General features: G+C 66.3%; 17 protein-coding genes. 4 read left to right on the top strand and 13 right to left on the bottom strand.

The features are described from left to right. Positions 1-363: 363 nt before the first annotated feature. Genes cysD through GPA25_RS20710 form a run of 6 tightly spaced genes read right to left on the bottom strand, consistent with a single transcriptional unit; the run spans position 364 to position 5,236 of the window. Positions 364-1,278, bottom strand: a complete 915-nt coding sequence (gene cysD, locus GPA25_RS20685; RefSeq protein WP_169262302.1) for a sulfate adenylyltransferase subunit CysD — start codon at positions 1,276-1,278, stop codon at positions 364-366. 9 nt (positions 1,279-1,287) lie between these two features. Next, positions 1,288-1,431, bottom strand: a complete 144-nt coding sequence (locus tag GPA25_RS20690) for a hypothetical protein (RefSeq protein ID WP_169262303.1) — start codon at positions 1,429-1,431, stop codon at positions 1,288-1,290. A gap of 3 nt (positions 1,432-1,434) precedes the next feature. Beyond that, positions 1,435-2,205, bottom strand: a complete 771-nt coding sequence (locus GPA25_RS20695) for a phosphoadenylyl-sulfate reductase (RefSeq protein WP_169262304.1) — start codon at positions 2,203-2,205, stop codon at positions 1,435-1,437. Then, a complete protein-coding gene (locus GPA25_RS20700) occupies positions 2,202-2,741 on the bottom strand; it encodes a DUF934 domain-containing protein (protein ID WP_169262305.1) in 540 nt (179 codons plus the stop codon). Before GPA25_RS20700 ends, GPA25_RS20695 begins: the two co-directional genes overlap by 4 nt. Then, complete coding sequence (locus GPA25_RS20705) at positions 2,734-4,416, bottom strand: nitrite/sulfite reductase (protein WP_169262306.1); 1,683 nt, start codon at positions 4,414-4,416, stop codon at positions 2,734-2,736. Before GPA25_RS20705 ends, GPA25_RS20700 begins: the two co-directional genes overlap by 8 nt. A 40-nt stretch (positions 4,417-4,456) precedes the next feature. Then, positions 4,457-5,236, bottom strand: coding sequence for a sulfite exporter TauE/SafE family protein (locus GPA25_RS20710; RefSeq protein ID WP_169262307.1), 780 nt, complete (start codon positions 5,234-5,236; stop codon positions 4,457-4,459). A 106-nt stretch (positions 5,237-5,342) separates the two neighbouring features. On the opposite strand from GPA25_RS20710, the gene cysB reads away from it, so the two are divergent. Then, positions 5,343-6,284 carry an HTH-type transcriptional regulator CysB gene (gene cysB / locus GPA25_RS20715; protein WP_169262308.1) on the top strand — a complete coding sequence of 314 codons (942 nt, stop codon included), beginning with the start codon at positions 5,343-5,345 and terminating at the stop codon, positions 6,282-6,284. Positions 6,285-6,450: 166 nt separating this feature from the next. Here the strand turns inward: cysB and GPA25_RS20720 are convergent, their stop codons facing one another. Genes GPA25_RS20720 through GPA25_RS20730 form a run of 3 tightly spaced genes read right to left on the bottom strand, consistent with a single transcriptional unit; the run spans position 6,451 to position 11,056 of the window. After that, on the bottom strand, positions 6,451-7,425 hold the full coding sequence (locus GPA25_RS20720) for an asparaginase (protein WP_169262309.1): 975 nt from the start codon (positions 7,423-7,425) through the stop codon (positions 6,451-6,453). 25 nt (positions 7,426-7,450) lie between these two features. Further along, on the bottom strand, positions 7,451-9,190 hold the full coding sequence (locus GPA25_RS20725; protein ID WP_169262310.1) for a cation:proton antiporter domain-containing protein: 1,740 nt from the start codon (positions 9,188-9,190) through the stop codon (positions 7,451-7,453). 51 nt (positions 9,191-9,241) lie between these two features. After that, complete coding sequence (locus tag GPA25_RS20730) at positions 9,242-11,056, bottom strand: ABCB family ABC transporter ATP-binding protein/permease (protein ID WP_169262311.1); 1,815 nt, start codon at positions 11,054-11,056, stop codon at positions 9,242-9,244. A gap of 116 nt (positions 11,057-11,172) precedes the next feature. Here GPA25_RS20730 and GPA25_RS20735 point away from each other — a divergent pair, with 116 nt between their 5' ends. After that, positions 11,173-12,837, top strand: a complete 1,665-nt coding sequence (locus GPA25_RS20735) for a DNA recombination protein RmuC (RefSeq protein WP_246265970.1) — start codon at positions 11,173-11,175, stop codon at positions 12,835-12,837. A 45-nt stretch (positions 12,838-12,882) separates the two neighbouring features. Here GPA25_RS20735 and GPA25_RS20740 read toward each other — a convergent pair whose 3' ends face one another. Beyond that, positions 12,883-14,562 carry a glycoside hydrolase family 13 protein gene (locus GPA25_RS20740; protein WP_211163260.1) on the bottom strand — a complete coding sequence of 560 codons (1,680 nt, stop codon included), beginning with the start codon at positions 14,560-14,562 and terminating at the stop codon, positions 12,883-12,885. A 215-nt stretch (positions 14,563-14,777) separates the two neighbouring features. Between GPA25_RS20740 and GPA25_RS20745 the strand changes: the two genes are divergently transcribed. Further along, the gene (locus GPA25_RS20745) at positions 14,778-15,884 is read left to right on the top strand and encodes a glycoside hydrolase family 5 protein (RefSeq protein ID WP_169262312.1); all 1,107 of its coding nucleotides are present in this window, start codon (positions 14,778-14,780) and stop codon (positions 15,882-15,884) included. Here the strand turns inward: GPA25_RS20745 and GPA25_RS20750 are convergent. Together GPA25_RS20750 and GPA25_RS20755 are read right to left on the bottom strand one after the other, a co-directional pair. Next, the gene (locus GPA25_RS20750) at positions 15,864-17,672 is read right to left on the bottom strand and encodes an ABC transporter ATP-binding protein/permease (RefSeq protein ID WP_169262313.1); all 1,809 of its coding nucleotides are present in this window, start codon (positions 17,670-17,672) and stop codon (positions 15,864-15,866) included. The two genes, GPA25_RS20745 and GPA25_RS20750, sit on opposite strands and share 21 nt — an antisense overlap. Further along, positions 17,672-17,842 (bottom strand): hypothetical protein, encoded by a 171-nt coding sequence (locus tag GPA25_RS20755; protein WP_169262314.1) that lies wholly within the window; start codon positions 17,840-17,842, stop codon positions 17,672-17,674. The genes GPA25_RS20750 and GPA25_RS20755 overlap by 1 nt, the downstream gene beginning before the upstream one ends. Before the next feature lie 144 nt (positions 17,843-17,986). On the opposite strand from GPA25_RS20755, the gene GPA25_RS20760 reads away from it, so the two are divergent. Next, positions 17,987-18,772: an endonuclease/exonuclease/phosphatase family protein gene (locus tag GPA25_RS20760; RefSeq protein ID WP_169262315.1), complete on the top strand. Its 786-nt coding sequence runs from the start codon at positions 17,987-17,989 to the stop codon at positions 18,770-18,772. On the opposite strand, the gene GPA25_RS23885 is transcribed toward GPA25_RS20760, so the two are convergent. Then, positions 18,719-18,904 (bottom strand): hypothetical protein (locus GPA25_RS23885; protein WP_211163261.1); only part of this gene is annotated, 186 nt, incomplete at its 5' end. The two genes, GPA25_RS20760 and GPA25_RS23885, sit on opposite strands and share 54 nt — an antisense overlap.

Consider the following 18,904-nt stretch of genomic DNA (forward strand, 5'->3'; position numbering starts at 1 on the left):
CGTTCAGTGCGTCGTGCTGCTAAGCCGCCGGGGCCGTGCAGGGTATCCGCTCTGCGGGCTGCGGAACTCGCGGTACAGCGCGCTTCCGCGCTGTCCGCTCAGACAGTCCTCGCCGCGCCGCGAATACCCCGCACGTCCCCGGCTACGTTCCGGGTCGGTTCGGCGGACATTTCAAATCGCCTTTGCCTTTCGGCTCAGCCCTGCACATAGCAAGAGTGGGGCGGGGTGTTTGCGGAGTGGGAGGACTGTCTGAGCGCAGGCGCGGAAGCGCGCCGCACCGCGAGTTCCGCAGCCTACGGAGCAAATTCCCCGCCCCGCTCGCTTAGTGCCCCGCACTTTGAGACCCGCAAAACCAACCAAGCTTCAGAAATACCCTTCCTTCTTCCGCTGCTCCATCGACGCTTCCGAGGTCTGGTCGTCCATGCGCGTCGCGCCGCGCTCGGTGATCGTCGTCGTCGCGGTCTCGAGCAGGATCTTCTCGACCGTATCGGCATCGGACTCCACGGGCGCCGTGCAGGTGATGTCGCCGACGGTGCGGAAGCGCACGAGCACGTTCTCGATGACGTCGCCGGGCTTCGCCGGCGTCAGGTCGGTGACCGGCTGCAGCAGGCCGTTCTTGCGCACTACCGGGCGGGTGTGGGCGAAATAGATGCTCGGCAATTCGAGCTGCTCGCGCTCGATGTACTGCCACACGTCCAGTTCGGTCCAGTTGCTGATCGGGAAGGCACGGATGTTCTCGCCCTTGTGGCTGCGTGCGTTGAACAGGTTCCACAACTCGGGGCGCTGGTTCTTCGGATCCCACTGGCCGAACTCGTCACGGAAACTCATGATCCGCTCCTTCGCGCGCGCCTTCTCCTCGTCGCGTCGCGCACCGCCGATGCAGGCGTCGAAACCGAACTCCTCGATTGCCTCGAGCAGCGTCACCGACTGGTGCTTGTTGCGCGACTCGTCGGCCGACTTCAGCACCACGGTGCCGCGCGCCATCGAATCCTCGACCGAGCGCACGATCAGGCGCTCGCCCAGCTCGGCGGCGCGCTTGTCGCGGAAATCGGTCACTTCCTTGTAGTTGTGGCCGGTGTCGATGTGCATCAGCGGGAACGGGAAACGGCCCGGGCGGAAGGCCTTCTCGGCCAGACGCAGCAGGCAGATCGAATCCTTGCCGCCGGAGAACAGCAGCACCGGGTTCGCGCACTGCCCGGCGACTTCGCGCAGGATGTGGATCGCCTCGGCTTCGAGCCAGTCGAGGTGGGTCAGGGTTTGTCGCGTCAGCGTAGACATGTCGATTTCTTAGCGTGGGGTATTCGATGCGCGCAGCGCGCGCAGGGCGGCATTGAAGCCGGCATACAGGGCCGCGAGGCGACGGCGCAGGCCGGGACGCGGAAAGTGTCCTTCGGGGGTGTTGCGTGCGCCTGCCGGATTCGCGGTGTTCATGGTTCAGCCCTTCTTGAGGTGCAGCCCGCATTCCTTCAGTGCGGGGTCTTCCCACCACCAGCGTCCGGCGCGGACATCCTCGCCGACGGCAATCGGGCGTGTGCACGGGGCGCAGCCGATGCTGGGGTAGAACTGGTCGTGCAGCGCGTTGTGCGGCACTTCATGCATGCGGATGTAGGCCCACACCTCGGTTTCGCTCCAGTCCGACAGCGGGTTGAACTTCAGCAGCCCGTTGCCCTGGTCGAACTCGCGTGTCGGCAGGCCCGTGCGGGTCGCCGATTGCGCGGCGCGCAGGCCAGTGATCCACGCCTTCTTGCCGGCGAGGGCGCGTTGCAGGGGCTCGACCTTGCGCATGTGGCAGCAGGCCTTGCGCATTTCGACCGACTCGTAGAAGGCGTTGATGCCGTGCGTGCGCACGTAGGTTTCGACCGCGTCGGACTTCGGGAAGAACACCTTCAGGCGCGTGCCGTAGTGTTGTTCGACCTCGCCCATCAGGGTGTAGGTTTCGGCGGGGAGCCGCCCGGTGTCGAGCGAGAAGATCTCGATCGCCAGCTTCTCGCGCAGGATCAGGTCGGTCAGCACCATGTCCTCGGCGCCGAAGCTGTTCGCGAAGGTGATTTCGCCGGCTGCGCCGAATTCGGCAACCGCCGCACGCAGCAGATCGAGGGCAGCGTCGGTCTTCGTGCTGACGGTCTCGACCAGCGGCTCGGTGAGCGCGGGGTGGATGGCCGGGTTTTTGGCGGCCGGGCGCAGCATGCTGACGGCGCCGCTCATGCCTTCACCTGTACCCCCGCACGCGCGACGCGGCGGAACAGTGGCTGGGGGTGGACGACCGAGGCCTGATAGGGCTCGGTGAAGTCGGCGAGGCTCGTTAGCGCGGCGTCGAGTTGCGCGTCGTCGTACCTGCCTTCGCGCGGCCGCAGCGTGTCGAAGCCGCAACGCATCAGGTAGTTGAACTGGTCGCGCAGCACGTCGCCGAAGGCGATGAGCTGGCCCGAGTAGCCGTAGCGGGTGCGCAGCAGGGCCGCCGTCGAGTAGCCGCGGCCGTCGACGAACTTGGGGAAATTCACGGCGATCACGGCGACGCGGCCGATGTCTGCTTCGAGCGCTTCCGGGCCTTCGTGGCTGGCGAACCACACGCCGACGTCGCCGCGCGCGGCGAGTTCGTCGCGGCGCGAGAGCCAGGCGGCCAGCGGCACGATCACTCGGCCGGCGGGAATGCTGATGCCGGCCGCGTCTTCGCCTTCGGCCACGGTGAGGATCTGCCAGTCGTCGTTGACGATACGGCCATTCTTGATGGATTTAGACATTCGCGACCTTCCTGTGGGTCTGACGATCGGCGTACACGCGCGTCTTGAACGGCTCGAGGCCGATGCGGCGCACGGTGTCGATGAAGAGTTCGTCTTCGTGGCGTTCGTCGATGTATGTTTCGATGAGGCTAGCGATCACGTCGGGCATGTCGGCGCGTGCAACCGACGGGCCGATGACCTTGCCGATCGCGGCGTCATTGCCCTGGCTGCCGCCGATCGTGACCTGGTACCACTCTTCCCCGTTCTTATCGACGCCGAGGATGCCGATGTTGCCGACGTGGTGGTGGCCGCAGGCGTTCATGCAGCCCGAGATGTTGATCTCGATGTTGCCGACGTCGTGCAGGTAGTCGAGGTCGTCGAAGCGCTCCTGGATCGCGGCGGCGATCGGGATCGACTTCGCGTTAGCGAGCGAGCAGAAGTCGCCGCCCGGGCAGCAGATGATGTCGGTCAACAGGCCGATGTTCGGCGTCGCGAGGCCGGCCTTGCGTGCGAGTTGCCACAGCGTATAGAGCTCCGACTTCTTGACGTCGGCGAGCACGAGGTTCTGCTCGTGCGTGACGCGCGCTTCGCCGAAGCTGAAGCGGTCTGCCCAGTCGGCAACGAGGTCCAGCTGGTCGGACGTGATGTCGCCGGGGGCGACGCCGGGCTTCTTCAGCGATAGCGTGACCGAGGCGTACCCGGGTTTCTTGTGCGCCCGCACGTTGCGCTTCACCCACGAGGCGAAGGCCAGGTCTTCGGCGATGTGGTGGTGGTAGGCGACGTCGTCGACCGGCAGGTTTTCGTAGGCCGGGTCGTCGAAGAAGTCGGCGACACGGTGCACTTCCTCGACGGTCAGCGTGTTCGGGCCGTCCTTAACGTGTGCCCACTCCTCGCGGACCTGCCAGCGGAATTCCTCGATACCCAGCGCGCTGACGAGGATCTTGATGCGCGCCTTGAAGCTGTTGTCGCGGCGGCCATAGCGGTTGTACACGCGCAGGATGGCTTCGCAGTACGTGATGATGTGCTGCCACGGTACGAAGGCTTCGATCTCGCGGCCGATGATCGGGGTGCGGCCCAGGCCGCCGCCGACGAGCACGCGGAAACCGATCTCGCCCGTTTCGTTCTTCTTCAGGTCGAGGCCGATGTCGTGCACCTGGATCACGGCGCGGTCTTCCTTCGCGCCATTCACGGCAATCTTGAACTTGCGCGGCAGATAGGCGAATTCCGGGTGGAAGGTCGCCCACTGGCGCAGGATCTCGGCCCACGGGCGCGGGTCGATGAGCTCGTCGCCGGCGACGCCGGCGAAGGGGTCGGAGGTGAAGTTGCGGATGCAGTTGCCGGAGGTCTGGATCGAATGCATCTCGACCTTCGCCAGTTCGGCGCACATCTCGGGAATCACTTCCAGTGGCGACCAGTTGAACTGGACGTTCTGGCGTGTCGTGAAATGCACGTAGCCCTTGTCGTAGGTGCGCGCGAGGTCGGCGAGCTTGCGCAGCTGGCGGCTGGCGAGGTGGCCGTAGGGGATGGAGATCCGGAACATCGGCGCGTGGCGTTGGATGTACAGGCCGTTCTGCAGGCGTACGGGACGGAACTCGTCGTCGCTCAGCTCGCCGGCAAGGTGGCGGCGCATCTGGTCGCGGAATTGCGCCACGCGCTCATCCACGAGTTTCTGGTCATAGGCGTCGTATCGGTACATCGCGTCTCTCTTATTGAATCCGTAATGTTCTATGGTGGACTTAGTGGCTGATCAGCTTGGCGCCCACCAGCACCAGCATCGTTGCCAGGATCGGGCGCAGCACCCGGTCCGGCACCTTGGTCGAAACATGGCTGCCGACCCAGATGCCGGGGAGCGAGCCGACGATCAGGCTGCCGAGCAGGAACCAGTCGACGCTGCCGAGCATCCAGTGGCCGATGCCGGCGACCAGGGTCAGCGGTACCGCGTGGGCGATGTCGGACCCGACGATGCGCAGTGCCGGCATCGCCGGGTACAGGAAGAACAGCGCCGTTACCCCCAGCGCTCCGGCGCCGACCGACGAGATCGATACCAGCACGCCGAGCACTGCGCCGGTCAGCACGGTCAGCCGCGCGATGCGCGCCGGGTTGGGCGTACCGCCGAAATGCTTGAGCGCGTATGTCTGGATATGCTTGCGGAAGATCAGCGCCACTGCCGTCATCAGCAGCGCGACGCCGAGTGCCACCTTGATGAGTCCGGCCGCGCCGTCGATGCCGCCCGGTGCGAAATTGCCCACCAGCACCAGCGTGATGACAGCCGCCGGGATGCTACCGCTGGCGAGCCGTCTTGTCACCGCCCAGTCGACCGTGCCCTTCAGGCCGTGGGCCAAGGTGCCGCCGGTCTTCGTGATGGCGGCGTAGAGCAGGTCCGTGCCGACCGCGACCGAGGGGTGGATGCCGAACATCAGCACCAGCAGCGGCGTCATCAGCGAGCCGCCACCGACGCCGGTGAGTCCGACGATGGCGCCGACGGCGAATCCGGCAACGGTGTAGGCAAAATCCATGGAAACACATCCCCTGTATGGTGCGGTGCATCGTAAGTGGGATGTCTAGGATCAAAAAGGTGGTTTGCGTTAGACTTTAAGAAGTTTTGGTTATAAAGAGGGCGCGATGAATCTGCAGCAGCTGCGTTACATCCACGAAGTCGCCCGTCGCGGGCTGAACGTGTCGGAGGCAGCCGAGGCGCTGTTCACCTCGCAGCCCGGTGTGTCCAAGCAGATCCGGCAGTTTGAGACGGAGCTTGGCGTGGAGGTGTTCGTGCGGCACGGCAAGCGCTTGGTGGCGGTGACCGAGCCCGGCCGACAGGTGCTGGCGATTGCCGAGCGCATGCTGCGCGATGCCGACAATCTGCGGCAGGTGGGCGACGAGTTCACCAACGAGGTGGCGGGCAGTCTGTCGATTGCGACCACCCACACGCAGGCGCGTTACGTGTTGCCGCGCGTGGTGCGTGATTTCATGCAGCGTTTTCCGCAGGTGAAGTTGTCGCTGCATCAGGGCAGTCCGCGCCAGGTGTGCGACATGGTGATGTCGGGCGAGGCCGATCTGGCGCTTGCGACGGAGGCGATCGCCGAGTACGACGAGCTGGTGATGTTGCCGTGTTACCAGTGGAACCGCTGCATCGTCGCGACACCGCGCCATCCGATCCTGAAGGAGCATCCACTGACGCTGGAGGCGATTTCGCGTTATCCGCTGATTACCTACGACGATGCATTCACCGGCCGCAGCCTGATCAACAAGGCGTTCCTGGGGCGCGGGCTGCGACCGAACGTGGTGCTGACGGCGCTCGATTCGGACGTGATCAAGACGTATGTGGCGATGGATCTGGGCATCGGCATCCTTGCGCGCATGGCGTACGACGCGGCGACCGACAAGACGCTGGGGATGGTGGATGCGGCGCATCTGTTCGAATCCAGCACGACGCGCGTGGGTCTGCGGCGCAACGCGTATTTGCGCGGCTATGTGTATGCGTTCATCGAGCTGTTCGCGCCGCACCTGACGCGCAAGATGGTGGATGTGGCGCTGGCGGGTGGGGGCGAGGATTACGGGATGTAGTCGGTCGCCGGACTAAGGCGTTCGTGGTCCGAGCCGCCCCCATCGGGCCCGCTTTCGCGCGTCGTTGGCGCGTGGCGGACGCCTCCGCACGAAAGCGGGCCCGATGGGGCTACCCCTTGCCGGAGCGGGCTTGTGTGGTCACGGACGCCTGTGTTTGAAGGCTTGATCAGTGGTGCTCGCCGAACCACTGGTCGAGGAGTGTGAGGTCGCCGCAGGCGAGCGCGAGCATCAGCGTGACGCGTGCCTGCGACGGTGCCAGGTCGCCGGCGGGGCGGGTGCCCCAGGTGGCGTCCTGGGCTCTGGGGCTGACCGGGCCGGCCCCCACGCGTGAGGCGCGGACGATCGGTACGCCGTTTGCGATCGTGCGCGTGACGGCGGCTTCCCAACTGGCGGGCAAGCTGCCGTTGCCGGGCAGGGCGAGGACGATGCCGTGCGCGCCGGCGGTGAGGACGGCGTCGAGCAGGTCGGGCGGGCTGCCGGCGGCGACGTAGAGGACGTCGACGCGCGGCAGTTCTTTCAGGTCGGCGGGGATCGCGACGGTGCTCGCCGCTGTGTCGCGTGCCGGGGCGAAAAAGCGGATCGGCGACGTCTGCCCGATCGCGCCGCCGGGGCCGCCGATGAAGGCGTCGAGCCGGTGCGTGTATAGCTTGCGCACGCCCCAGGCGGCGAAAATCGCGTCGCCAATGCTTACCAGTACGCCGCGCCCGGCACTGTCCGGGTGGGTTGCGACGCACGCCGCGTTGTAGAGATTCATCGGGCCGTCAGCCGACAGCGCGGTCGCCGGACGCATCGCTGCGGTCAATACCACCGGCTTGCGGCTGTCGAGGGTGAGATGCAGGTAGGCCGCGGTCTCTTCGAGGGTGTCGGTGCCGTGGGTGATGACCAGGCCGTCGATGTCCGGCGCGTCGAGCAGGGCTTGCGCCCGCCGGCCCAGCGGCAGCCAGTGGGCGGGGCCCATGTCCTTGCTGTCGAGCCTGAACAGCTGTTTAGCGCGGATGTCAGCGATCTCGCCCAGTTGCGGCACGGCCGCGAGCAGGGCGTCGGCGCCGAGTGCGCCGGCGGTGTAGCCGGTGGTGTCGGTGGCAGAGGCGGCGGCGCCGGCAATGGTGCCGCCGGTGGCGATCAGGGCAAGGGTCGGCATGGCTCCTCCGTTAGCCGTTGGGGCGTCAGCCGGGACGGAAGACGCTGATGCGGCGCGCGCGTTCCTGTTCCAGCAGGCGGGTGGCAACGTCGCCGGGCACGCCGAGCGTCTCGAACACCGAGCCCGCCAGTTGCAGTCCCGACTCCAGCGTTTCCGGAATCACGACCGAGGCACCGGCGTCGCGCAGGGCGCCGGCATGGGCTTCGTCGCGGGCGCGTGCGGCGATGCGGATATTCGGCGAGGTGGCGCGAACCCCCTTGACGGCGTGCACGGCGGCGGCCGTGTGGTCCATCGTCAGTACGACCGCGACTGCGCGTTCGAGGTGAAATTTGCGCAGCAGTTCGGGCCGGCTGGCGTCGCCGAAATATACCGGTGCGCCGTCCGCGCGCAGGCGCGCGACCAGTTTGGCGTCGCTTTCGATGGCGATGTGCGGAATGCCCTGTTCGTTCAACAGTTCGCCGATCAGTTGCCCGACACGCCCGTAGCCCGCGATGATCACGTGGCCGCTGAGCTGCTGGAGTCCGGGTTCCTCGATGACGGGTGGGGTGCCGAGACGCGCGTCGATGGCGTCGCCAAGCTTGCGCCCGAGCAGGGTCAGCGGCGGGGTAAGCAGCATCGACAAGCCGACCGTCAGCAGCATGAACTGCCCGACAGCGGGAGCGATCAGTCCCAGCCCCAGGGCCATGCCGATGACGATGAAGGCGAATTCGCCGCCCTGCCCGAGCATGATGCCGCCTTCGGTAGCGCGCCCCCAGGACAGGCCGAAGCTTCGGAACAGCACCAGCAGGACCAGGCCCTTGATCGTCAGCACGCCGATCACCGACAGCGGCAACAGCAGCGGTTGCGCCAGGATCGCGCTGATGTCGATGCCCATGCCGACCGACATGAAGAACACGCCCATCAGCAGGCCCTTGAACGGCTCGATGGTGACTTCGACTTCGTGGCGGAACTCGGTTTCGGCGATCAGCAGGCCGGCGAGCAGCGCGCCCAGTTCCATCGACAGCCCCGCTTCGCGCGTCAGTACCGCGACGCCCAGGGTCGTCAGCAGGGTCAATGCCATGAAGGATTCGGCCTGGCGGTTGGCGGCGATCTGGTGAAACAAGGGGCGCACCACACGTCTGCCGATGAAGTAGATCAACGCGACCGTCACCACGCCCTTGAGGGCGGCCATGCCGATCAGGCCGGCGAAACTGCCACCCGTTTCCTGCGACAGGACGGTGACCAGCACCAGCAATGGGACGACTGCGAGATCCTGGAACAGCAGCACCGAAAAGATGGACTGGCCGAGCGGCGTGCCCAGTTCGCGACGCTGTGTCAGCAACTGCATGACCACCGCGGTCGACGAAAAGCTCAGTACCAGCCCGAGCACCACCGAGGATTCGATGCTGTTGCCGAATGCATGGGCGATGCCGCCGATCAGCAGTCCGGAGATGCCGACCTGCAGGCTGCCGAGGCCGAACACCAGCCGGCGCATCGCCCACAGGCGGTCGACCGACATTTCCAGCCCGATCATGAACATCAGGAAGATGACGCCGAATTCGGCGAAGACTTCCACGTCCTCGGTGCGCGAGAAGGTCAGATAACGCAGCCAGTCCGACGAATCCGTGTATTGGCCGAGACCGAAGGGGCCGACGATCATGCCGACGGCGAGAAAACCCAGCACGGGATTGATCCTGCGCCGCTGCAGCAGCGGGATCAGCACGCCGGCGAGGATCAGGAAGAGGATGACTTCGTGGAGAAAAGCGGGTGTTGCGTGAGCGTCCATTACCCGGATCTTGTAGGGATTTAAGCGTATCAGTTTACCGGATCGGTTGCGTTACCCGGAAATCGCCGCTTCCTCGCGCTCCTGCTGTTGCAACGCCCACATGCGTGCGTAGTCGCCGTCGCGGGCGAGCAGTTCGGCATGCGTGCCGCGTTCGACGATGCGCCCCTGATCGAGCACGATAATCTCGTCGGCATTCATCACGGTCGACAGGCGATGCGCGATGACCAGCGCGGTACGGCCTTCGGCGGCCAGATCGATCTGTGCCTGGATGGCCTTTTCGGTCTTCGAGTCGAGCGCCGAGGTGGCCTCGTCGAAGATCAGGATCGCCGGGTTCTTCAGCAGTGCACGCGCGATCGCGACGCGCTGTTTTTCGCCGCCGGAGAGTTTCAGCCCACGTTCGCCGACGCGCGTCTCGTAGCCGTCGGGCAGACGTTTGATGAAGTCGGTGAGCTGCGCCGCGGCGGCGGCGGCCTCGACTTCGGCACGGCTCGCGTCGGGGCGGCCGTACTGGATGTTGTAGAACAGCGTGTCGTTGAACAGCACGGTATCCTGCGGCACGATGGCGATCACGGCGCGCAGGCTGGCCTGCGTGACGGCGCGCAGGTCGTGGCCATTGACCCGGATCGCGCCGCCCTGGACATCGTAGAAGCGGAACAGCAGGCGTGCCAGCGTCGATTTGCCCGAACCCGAATGGCCGACCACGGCGAGGGTGCGGCCGGCGGGGATGTCGAAATCGACTTCGTGCAGGATCGCGCGCTTCGGATCGTAGGAAAAGCTTACGCGTTCGAAACGCACCGTCGCCGGGCCGTGCGGCAGCGTCAGCGCGTCGGGGGCGTCGGCGACTTCGCGGTGCTCGTGCATCAGGCCGAACATGCGTTCGATGTCGGTCAGCGACTGACGCAATTCGCGGTAGAGGACCCCAAGGAAGTTCAGCGGGATGTAGAGCTGGATCAGGAAGGCGTTGACCAGCACGATGTCGCCGATGGTCATGTTGCCGGCGGCGACGCGGGTGGCTGCCTGCCACATCATCGCCGTCACGCCCACCGCGATGATCGCCGCCTGGCCGATGTTCAGCGCCGACAGCGACATCTGGTTGGTGACCTGCGCGTTGGTCCACTTTTCCATCTGCTCGTCGTAGCGGCGGGCCTCGAAGTCCTCGTTGTTGAAGTACTTGACCGTCTCGAAGTTGAGCAGGCTGTCGATGGCGCGCGCGCTGGCGGCGGAGTCGAGCTCGTTGGCGCGGCGGCGCAGCACGGTGCGCCAGTTGGTGACCGTGATGGTGAAGAAGATGTAGAGCGTCAGCGTGCCGACGGTGATGAGCGCGAACACGGCGTCGTACTGCGCGAGCAGGATGCCGACGACCAGTGCGATTTCGATCAGCGTCGGCAGGATCGAGTACAGGGTGTAACTGATCAGCGAGCCGATCGAGCGCGTGCCGCGTTCGATGTCGCGCGTGAGGCCCCCGGTCTGGCGCTCGAGGTGAAAGCGCAGCGACAGCGCGTGCAGGTGGCGGAACACCTGCAGCGCGATCTGGCGCACCGCCTGCTGGGTGACGCGCGCAAACACGATCTCGCGCAGTTCGGTGAATAACGAGGTGGAAAAGCGCAATACGCCGTAAGCCAGCAGCAGCGCGGCGGGGACGACGATCATCGCCTGGTCGGTGGTCAGCGACAGGGTGTCGATCAGCTGCTTGAAGAGCAGCGGCACCGTCACGTTGGCGCCCTTGGCGGCGATCAGGCAGGACAGCGCGAACAGCACGCGCACCTTGTAGGCCCAGATGTACGGAATCAGGCTCTTGAGCGTATGCCAGTCGTGGCGTTCGGTGGGTTCGGGGCCGGGCAGGGCGGTAGCGGGGGCGCGTCTCATCGTGCAATTCTAACCTTTGGGCGCGCGCGACGGCGCCCTTCGCCGGCACCAACCCGGTACCATCTGGCCCTTCCGCCGGACAGGGCGGATTTCGAATCCCACAGCAAGGTCATGGAATGATGGATAGTCAGTCTGCAGGTTCGCTCATCTGGTTGGTGGCGGTATTGGGCGGCGTGGCCGCCGGTGCCTTGATCGTCTGGCTGCTGCTGCGTGGCCGCGGCACCGAAGCGCTGGTCGCCGCAATGGAGCAGGGCCGCTCGGAAGTGCGTATCGAACTCGCCGCCGCCAGCGAACGCCTGCGCGCCATCGAGCAGGAGCGCAGCCAGATCCGGCTGCAGTTCGACGCGTTGCGGCAGCAGGCCGACGAATGGCGCAACGCGCTCGACCAGGCGCGCGACGAACGGGCGCAACTGAGCGAGCGTGCGCTGCGGGTGCCGGTGCTGCAGCAGCAACTGGACGAGACGGCGCGGCAGTTGGCGGAGCTGCAGCGCCACTCGGCGGATCTGCGCGAAAGCTCGGGCCGGCTCAATTCGCAGCTCGCCGCGGAACTCAAGGCCGAGCGTGAGGTGCTGGGCGCGCTGCGCAATGACTTGCAGGCCGAAAAGGCGCAGCGCGAACGGGCCGAGGCGCTGGTCGGCAAGCTCAACGCCGAGCTTGCCGAACTCGGTACGCGCTTCGAGGCCGAGCGCGGCCAGTCCGACGAAAAGCTCGCGCTGCTGACCAACGCGCGCGAGAGCCTGACGAACCAATTCAAGAGTCTCGCCAACGACATCCTCGAAGAGAAGGCCAAGCGCTTCACCGAACAGAACCAGACCAACATTGGCCAGTTGCTCGACCCGCTGCGCGTGAAGCTGCAGGAATTCCAGGGCAAGGTCGAGCAGGTCTATGTGCAGGAAGGCAAGGACCGCAGCGCGCTGGCCGAGCAGGTGCGCCAGCTGATGGAGCTGAACCAGTCGCTGAGCCAGGACGCGAAGAACCTGACACGCGCGCTGAAGGGGTCGAGCAAGGCGCAGGGCAACTGGGGCGAGCTGATCCTCGAGCGCGTGCTCGAAGCCTCCGGTCTGCGCAAGGGCGAGGAATACGACGTGCAGGAAAGCCACATGCGCGACGACGGCTCGCGCGCCCAGCCCGACGTGGTGGTCCATCTGCCGGAAGATCGCCACCTGGTGGTCGACGCCAAGGTGTCGCTGACCGCCTATGAGGACTACGCCTCAGCCGAGGAGGAGGGGGAGCGCCAGGTGGCGATCAAGCGCCATCTCGACTCGGTGCGCGGGCACATCAAGGGCCTGTCGGAGCGCAATTACCAGGCGCTGTACGGCCTGAAGTCGCTCGATTTCGTGCTGATGTTCGTGCCGGTCGAGCCGGCCTTCATGATTGCGGTGACGCACGACCGCGAGTTGTTCATGGATGCGTGGCAGCGGAACGTGCTGTTGGTGAGCCCGTCGACGCTGCTGTTCGTCGTGCGCACCGTCGCACACCTGTGGCGCCAGGAGGCGCAGAACCGCAATGCGCAGGACATCGCCAGGCGCGGTGCCGAGCTGTACGACAAGCTCGTCGGCTTCGTCGAGGACCTGGAATCGCTCGGCAATCGGCTCAAGCAGGCGCAGCGCGACTATGACACCGCGCATGGCAAGCTCACCGGCGGTCGCGGCAACGTGATCCGACAGGCGGAGATGCTCAAGCAGCTTGGCGTGAAGCCGAGCAAGGCGCTGCCGGCGGCGATGATCGAGGCGGCGGCCGAGGGCGACGAGACGCCAAACGCTCCGATTGGTGCTTCCTGAGAGCACTTCGACACGCACGCTCCGCCAGGCGTCGCACGCCGGCGATCAAACCTCCGTTGCGCTTGCGATGCGGTAGACGCGCGCCTCGTAGGGGCGCAGGGTCAGCGTGTGGAGCGGGCCATGCGGCGCGACCGCGTGATTGGCAAGCAACAGGCCCGGATACTCGAGCGCGAAGCCCGAGTGCCGGTAACTCGCCGGGCGGCCGCCGAGGTTGCAGATGACCGCGATGCACCCGCTGGCGTCGCTGCGGGTATAGCCGAAGATTCTGGCGCTCCTTGCCGCCAGCGCCGCGTAGCGGCCGCGAATCAACACGTGCTCGCGCTTTCGCAGCGCGATCAGGCGCCGGTAGTACTGCAACACGGAGTCCTGCTCAGCTTGCTGACCGACAACATTGACTGTGCGGAAATCCTGGTGCGGCGCCAGCCATGGTCGCCCGGTGCTGAAGCCGCCGTTGGGCCCGTCGTCCCAGGGCATTGGCGTGCGCGAGGTGTCGCGGCCGGTGCGGCGCATTTCGTCGAGGATGTCGTCGTCGCTCAGGCCGGCGTCACGCATCTCGGCGATGCGGTTGTGCGCGAAACTGTCCTGGAACTCGTCCAGGCGCGCGAATTCCGCGTTCGTCAGGCCGAGTTCCTGCCCTTGGTAGATGAAGGGCGTACCTTCCATCAGGAAGTACATCGTCGCCAGCGAGGTGGCGCTTTCGCGGCGATGGTGAAGCGGGTCGCCCCAGCGCGACACGATCCGCGGCAGGTCGTGGTTCTCGAGATACAGCGCGTTCCAGCCGCGGCCGTGGAGCGCCTGCTGCCAGCGGCCGAGGATGCGCTTGAGGGCCCGCACGTCGAGCGTGGCGCCGGGGGCGTTCGACCACAGATGCCAGTGCTCGAACTGCAGGATCATCGACAGCCGGCGGTGGCGCTCGCCCACCCACTTTTCGGCCTCGGCCGGTCCGATGCCGTTGGCTTCGCCCACGGTCATCACGTCACGGCCGTCGAGGGTAGTGCGGCACAGCTCGTCGATGTAGTCGAGGATGCCGCTGACGTTCATGTGGAAGGGGTAGGCCGGCACCTGTGCGAGACCTGCCGGGTTGGGCATGTCGGGCAGGCCGGCGGCCTTCTTCAGGTGGGTGACGGCGTCGATGCGGAAGCCGTCCACCCCCTTGTCCAGCCACCAGCGCATCATCCCCGCGATGGCCGCGCGCAGCGCCGGGTTTTCCCAGTTCAGATCGGGCTGACGCCGGGTGAACAGGTGCAGGTAGTACTGTCCGCTCGCGCCATCGTATTCCCAGGCCGGTCCGCGGAAGATGCTCTCCCAGTTGTTCGGCGGACCGCCCTCGCGGCCGTCGCGCCAGACATACCAGTCGCGCCGCGGATTGTCGCGCGAGGCGCGCGATTCGACGAACCAGGGATGCTCGTCGCTGGTGTGATTGATCACCAGGTCGAGGATCAGCCGCATGCCGCGGCGATGGACGTCGGCGAGCAGGCGGTCGAAGTCGGCCATGTCGCCGAATTCGGCCATGATCGCGCAATAGTCCGAGATGTCGTAGCCGTTGTCGTCGTTGGGCGAGCGGAAGACCGGGCACAGCCACAGCACATCCACGCCCAGCCACTGCAGGTAGTCGAGCCGCGCCAGGATGCCGCGCAGGTCTCCCACCCCGTCGCCGTCGCTGTCCATGAAGCTGCGCGGATAGACCTGATAGACCACCGCCTGTTGCCACCATCTGCCTTCCATCGCCGGACTCCCCTGAACCACCCGCGCTGCATGGCATGCCGTGAGTGTGCCGCACTCGAGCGATCGTCGCGAGCCGGGGTGAAAATCGACGGCGGATCGGCCCGGCGCGCCGCTCTCCGTGCAATAACGCAAGGACTGCACGCGTATCGGAGGCTACAGTGATGCAGGGACCGCAAGCGGTTATGCCGGTGGGTGAAACGAAGGGAGGCCGAATCATGAATGCGAACAGTCCGAAACTGCGTGGCGTGAACCTTGGCAGCTGGCTGCTGCTGGAAAAGTGGATGGTGCCGAGCCTCTTCGAGGGCCTTGCCGCCAGCGACGAAACCACCTTCTGCGCCGAACTCGGCCCCGCGGCCGCCGAGCGCCTGCGCGGCCATTGGCAACGCTGGATCACCCGCGAGGATTTCGCATGGATCGCCGAGCGCGGTCTCAATGCGGTGCGCATTCCGTACGGGCACTGGATCTTCGGGCCGGATTACCCCTACCACCCGGCCTATGGCGACAACCCGCATCCCTTCGTCGAAGGCGGCATCGACGTGCTCGACCAGGCGATGGACTGGGCCGAGGAGTTTGGCCTGCGCGTGATGCTCGATCTGCATGCCGCGCCCGGCTGCCAGAACGGCTTCGATAATGGCGGCATCATGGGGGTGTGCGAATGGCACACGCGACCGGACTATCTGGAGCACGCCCTGTCGGTGCTCGAGCGCATCGCCGAGCGCTATCGCGCGCATCCCGCGCTGCATTCCATCGAGTGCCTGAACGAGCCGCGCTGGGATGTGCCCACCGACTACCTGAAGGCCTTCTATGTGGCCGCCTACGAACGCATCCGCCGGTACTGTCCGGCCGAGCGCGTGGCGGTGGTGTTCCACGACGGTTTTCGTTCCTTCCGCGAATACCTCGGCTTCATGCAGGCGCCGGAATACCGCAACGTGATCTTCGACCTGCATCGCTACCAATGTTTCGACCGCAACGACATCGATCTCGACATCTTCGGCCACATGCACAAGGCCGGCGGCGACTGGCGTGACGAGGCTGACGCGATCAACGCCGAATTGCGTCTGCCCGCGGTGTGCGGTGAATGGAGCCTGGGCCTGGATCTGCGCGTGGTGTCGCTGTGGGCCGAGGGGCCGTTCAACCACGCGCTCGAGCACATGGACGAGTTCCAGCAGCATGTCGCCAGCCGTGGCTATGGCGCCGCGCAGTTGCTGGCCTTCGAGAAGTACCTGGGCTGGTTCTTCTGGAGCTACAAGACCGAGACGACACCGGCCTGGTGTTTTCGGGAATGCGTCGAGCGAGGCTGGCTACCGTCCGATTTCCGCTGATCCGCTCACCGCGGCGGGTCTGGCGGCCCGCCCCTCATCGGAAGCCTTGGCGCCGTGCGATCCGATGCGGTGCAGTTCCAGTCGGCGGTCGAAGAAACGCTCGAGGCTGCCGTGCCGGCTGACGCACAACAGCGTGGAGTTGGGCAGTTCGCGATGCAGCATCTCCATGATTCCTGCCTCGCCCTTGGCATCGAAGGCATCGGTCGTGTCCTCGAGAAACACCCAGGCAGGCTGTTGCAGGTACAGCCGCGCGGTGCTCAGCCGCTGCTGGGCGCGCAGCGGCAACGCGTGGTTCCAGTCGTCGGTCTCGTCGAGTCGCGGTGCCAGCCAGTCGAGGCCGGCGCACTCCAATGCACGGTGCAGCTCGGCTGCGGCGTAGCGCTCGGCCGGCTGCGGATAGCACAGCACGGCGCGCAGGCTGCCGGTGGGCAGGAAAGGATGCTGCGGCAGGAACGCCATCTCCTGGCCTTCGGGCAGGCAAATCTCGCCGCCTCCCCACGGCCACAGCCCAGCCACGGCCTTGAACAAGGCCAGCTTCACCTGCGAGTCGCCGACGATCAGGATGCGTTCGCCGCGCCGGATCCGCAGATCCAGCCCCCGCATCAGTGGCTCGCCGGCCGGGGTGTCCAGAGACAGGTCGCGCAACTGCAGCTCCGGGCGTGTCGAAAGTCCGATCCGGATGCGCGCGGTGTCGCCTGCGCCATCGATGCTGTCGAGCCGCAGCATGTCGTCGTGGAGGCTCACCACGCGCCCTGCGGAAGTCCGCCAGTGGGCGATTTCGCCCAGATTGTCGATGGGCCACGAGAGTGCCGAGGCCAGCCGCTGGAAGGCCTGGGCGGCCTGCATCAGCAGGCCCAGCGTCATCGTCCCGGCGATGAACTGCGGGGCCGCGATGAGGATCGGGAATATCGGCATCAGGTTGCCGTAGGCGGTCGAGAACGAAACGATGCCCAGGTACGCGAACGTCTGCCGGTCCCAGCCGCGTGCGACATCGCCGAAGAGTCGCGCCGCACCGCGCCGCTCCATCCCTTCGCCGTGCGTCAGGGCGATCGCTTCGGAATTCTCGCGCGCTCGTGCCAGACTGAAGCGCAGGTTGGCCTCGACGCTCTGCAGCCGGTTGGTGGCCCGGACCAGCGGACGGCCGAGCAGAAAGCCGAGCAGTGCGCCGGCACCCGCGTAGACGAAGGCCAGCACCACCATGTAGCCGGGAACTTCGAACGACGTCCCGGGTAGCGGCGTGCTGCCCGAAACCTCGGCCAGGATGGCGATGAACCCCCAGCCGACCAGCAACGAGTAGGTCAGCGAGTGCGCCAGGCTGATCGCCGATTCGGTGGCGATGCGGATGTCCTCGGCGATGCGCTGATCGGGGTTGTCGTGCTCGCCCTGCAGGAACTGCAGTCGATAGTGGCGCGAGCGCGTCATCCACTGGTCCATCAGGTTCGCGGTGAGCCAGCGGCGCCAATCGAGCTGCAGCCAGCGCTTGACGTGCATATGCAGTGCGGTGACCGCCATCGTCAATGCCAGGATCAGCGCAAACACGAGGATCTGTCGCAGCAGCTCGTCGAGCGAGCGCGCCTCCAGCGCGTCGAAGAACTCGCGGTTCCAGTAGCTCGTCCAGATCACCAGCGCCACCTGGCTGATCGTCAGCAACAGCAGCAGCAACGTGGCGCCGCCGATCCGCCATCGACGTTCGGACTTCCAGTAGGGCAACGCGAGGCACGCAAAGCGCCGCACCGCATGCGGCGATGCAGCGGAACGCGTCGTTGGGGGCGGTTCGGGGGGCAGCATTACCCGGCCATCCGGGCGCGCGTCAACGCCGGGCTCGGGGCGCCGAAGCCGGCGCGGCAGCCGCCTGCTGACGCCGCGAGCGCCGGCGCGCTGCAAGCGTCGCGCGCAGCCGCCTCGCCGACGAGCAGGCGCGCATGCCAGCCACCGATACCCCTCGCTGGAACCTTCATTGAGCCGCCCTTGTCACGTGAAAGCATCGTTTCAGAGCCTAGACTAGCGCATTCGGCGCAACGCGTGCCGTGATCAAAGTACCAGTACGATGGCGTCCTGCTGGCGGCCGTTGCGCCGCAAGCTCGATCCCCCCGGAGGAGAGCATGCCGATCAAGGTGATGTCGTTCAACATCCGCTGCGCCTCGGCGCCCGACGGCGAGCACCAGTGGGGGCACCGCCGGCAACTGGTGATCGACCGCATCCGCGCCTTCGATCCCGATCTGCTGGGCCTGCAGGAGTGTCGCGACGACGAACAGGCGGCCTTCGTGCGCGCTGCGCTTCCCGATTACGAATTCGTCGGCGTGCGCCGCCTCGGCGACGGCGATTCGTCCATCGAGATGGCGCCGCTGCTGTATCGGCGCGAGCGCTTCAAGGAACTGCAGCGCGGCCATTTCTGGCTGGGCACCGCCCCCGATACGCCCGGCTGCCAATCCTGGGGGGCCGCCTACCCCCGCACCGCAAGCTGGGTGAGGCTACGCCCGCGCGACCCGCGCTCACCGCCGCTGAGCTTCCTCAACACCCACTTCGACTATCAGGGCCGCGCCCGCGAGGAATCCGCACGGCTGCTGCATGGCTGGGCGCAGGCGGCACCGGCCGGGGAGGGGGTGATCGTGACCGGCGACTTCAACGCGGAGCGCGACTCGGAAACCTTTCGCGAGCTCACCGCCGACGGCGTGCTGCGCGAGGTCTTGCAGCAATGCGGCGTCGCCGCCGGCAGCTACCACGACTTCGGCCGGGCGCAGGACTTCGAGGCGATCGACTGGATCCTCGCCTCGCCGCACTTCCGCGCCGAAGCGGCCGGCGTTGATGACTACGCCTCGGGCGGGCGCTATCCGTCAGATCACTTCCCGGTCACCGCCCGGCTGAGGCTTGGCGGCGACGCGGCCTGACGGCGCGCCGCCGCCCTTCCGGCGAAGCTGCGCGAACGCACGCTCTCCTCGCTTTGCGCATCGATAAAATTTTCTTGACTTCACATCAATGAAACGTATGATTAAAACAATCGTTTGATTGATGTGATGCCC

Origin of the sequence: Aromatoleum diolicum, from assembly GCF_012910955.1 — a bacterium.
Classification (GTDB): Bacteria; Pseudomonadota; Gammaproteobacteria; order Burkholderiales; family Rhodocyclaceae; genus Aromatoleum; species Aromatoleum diolicum.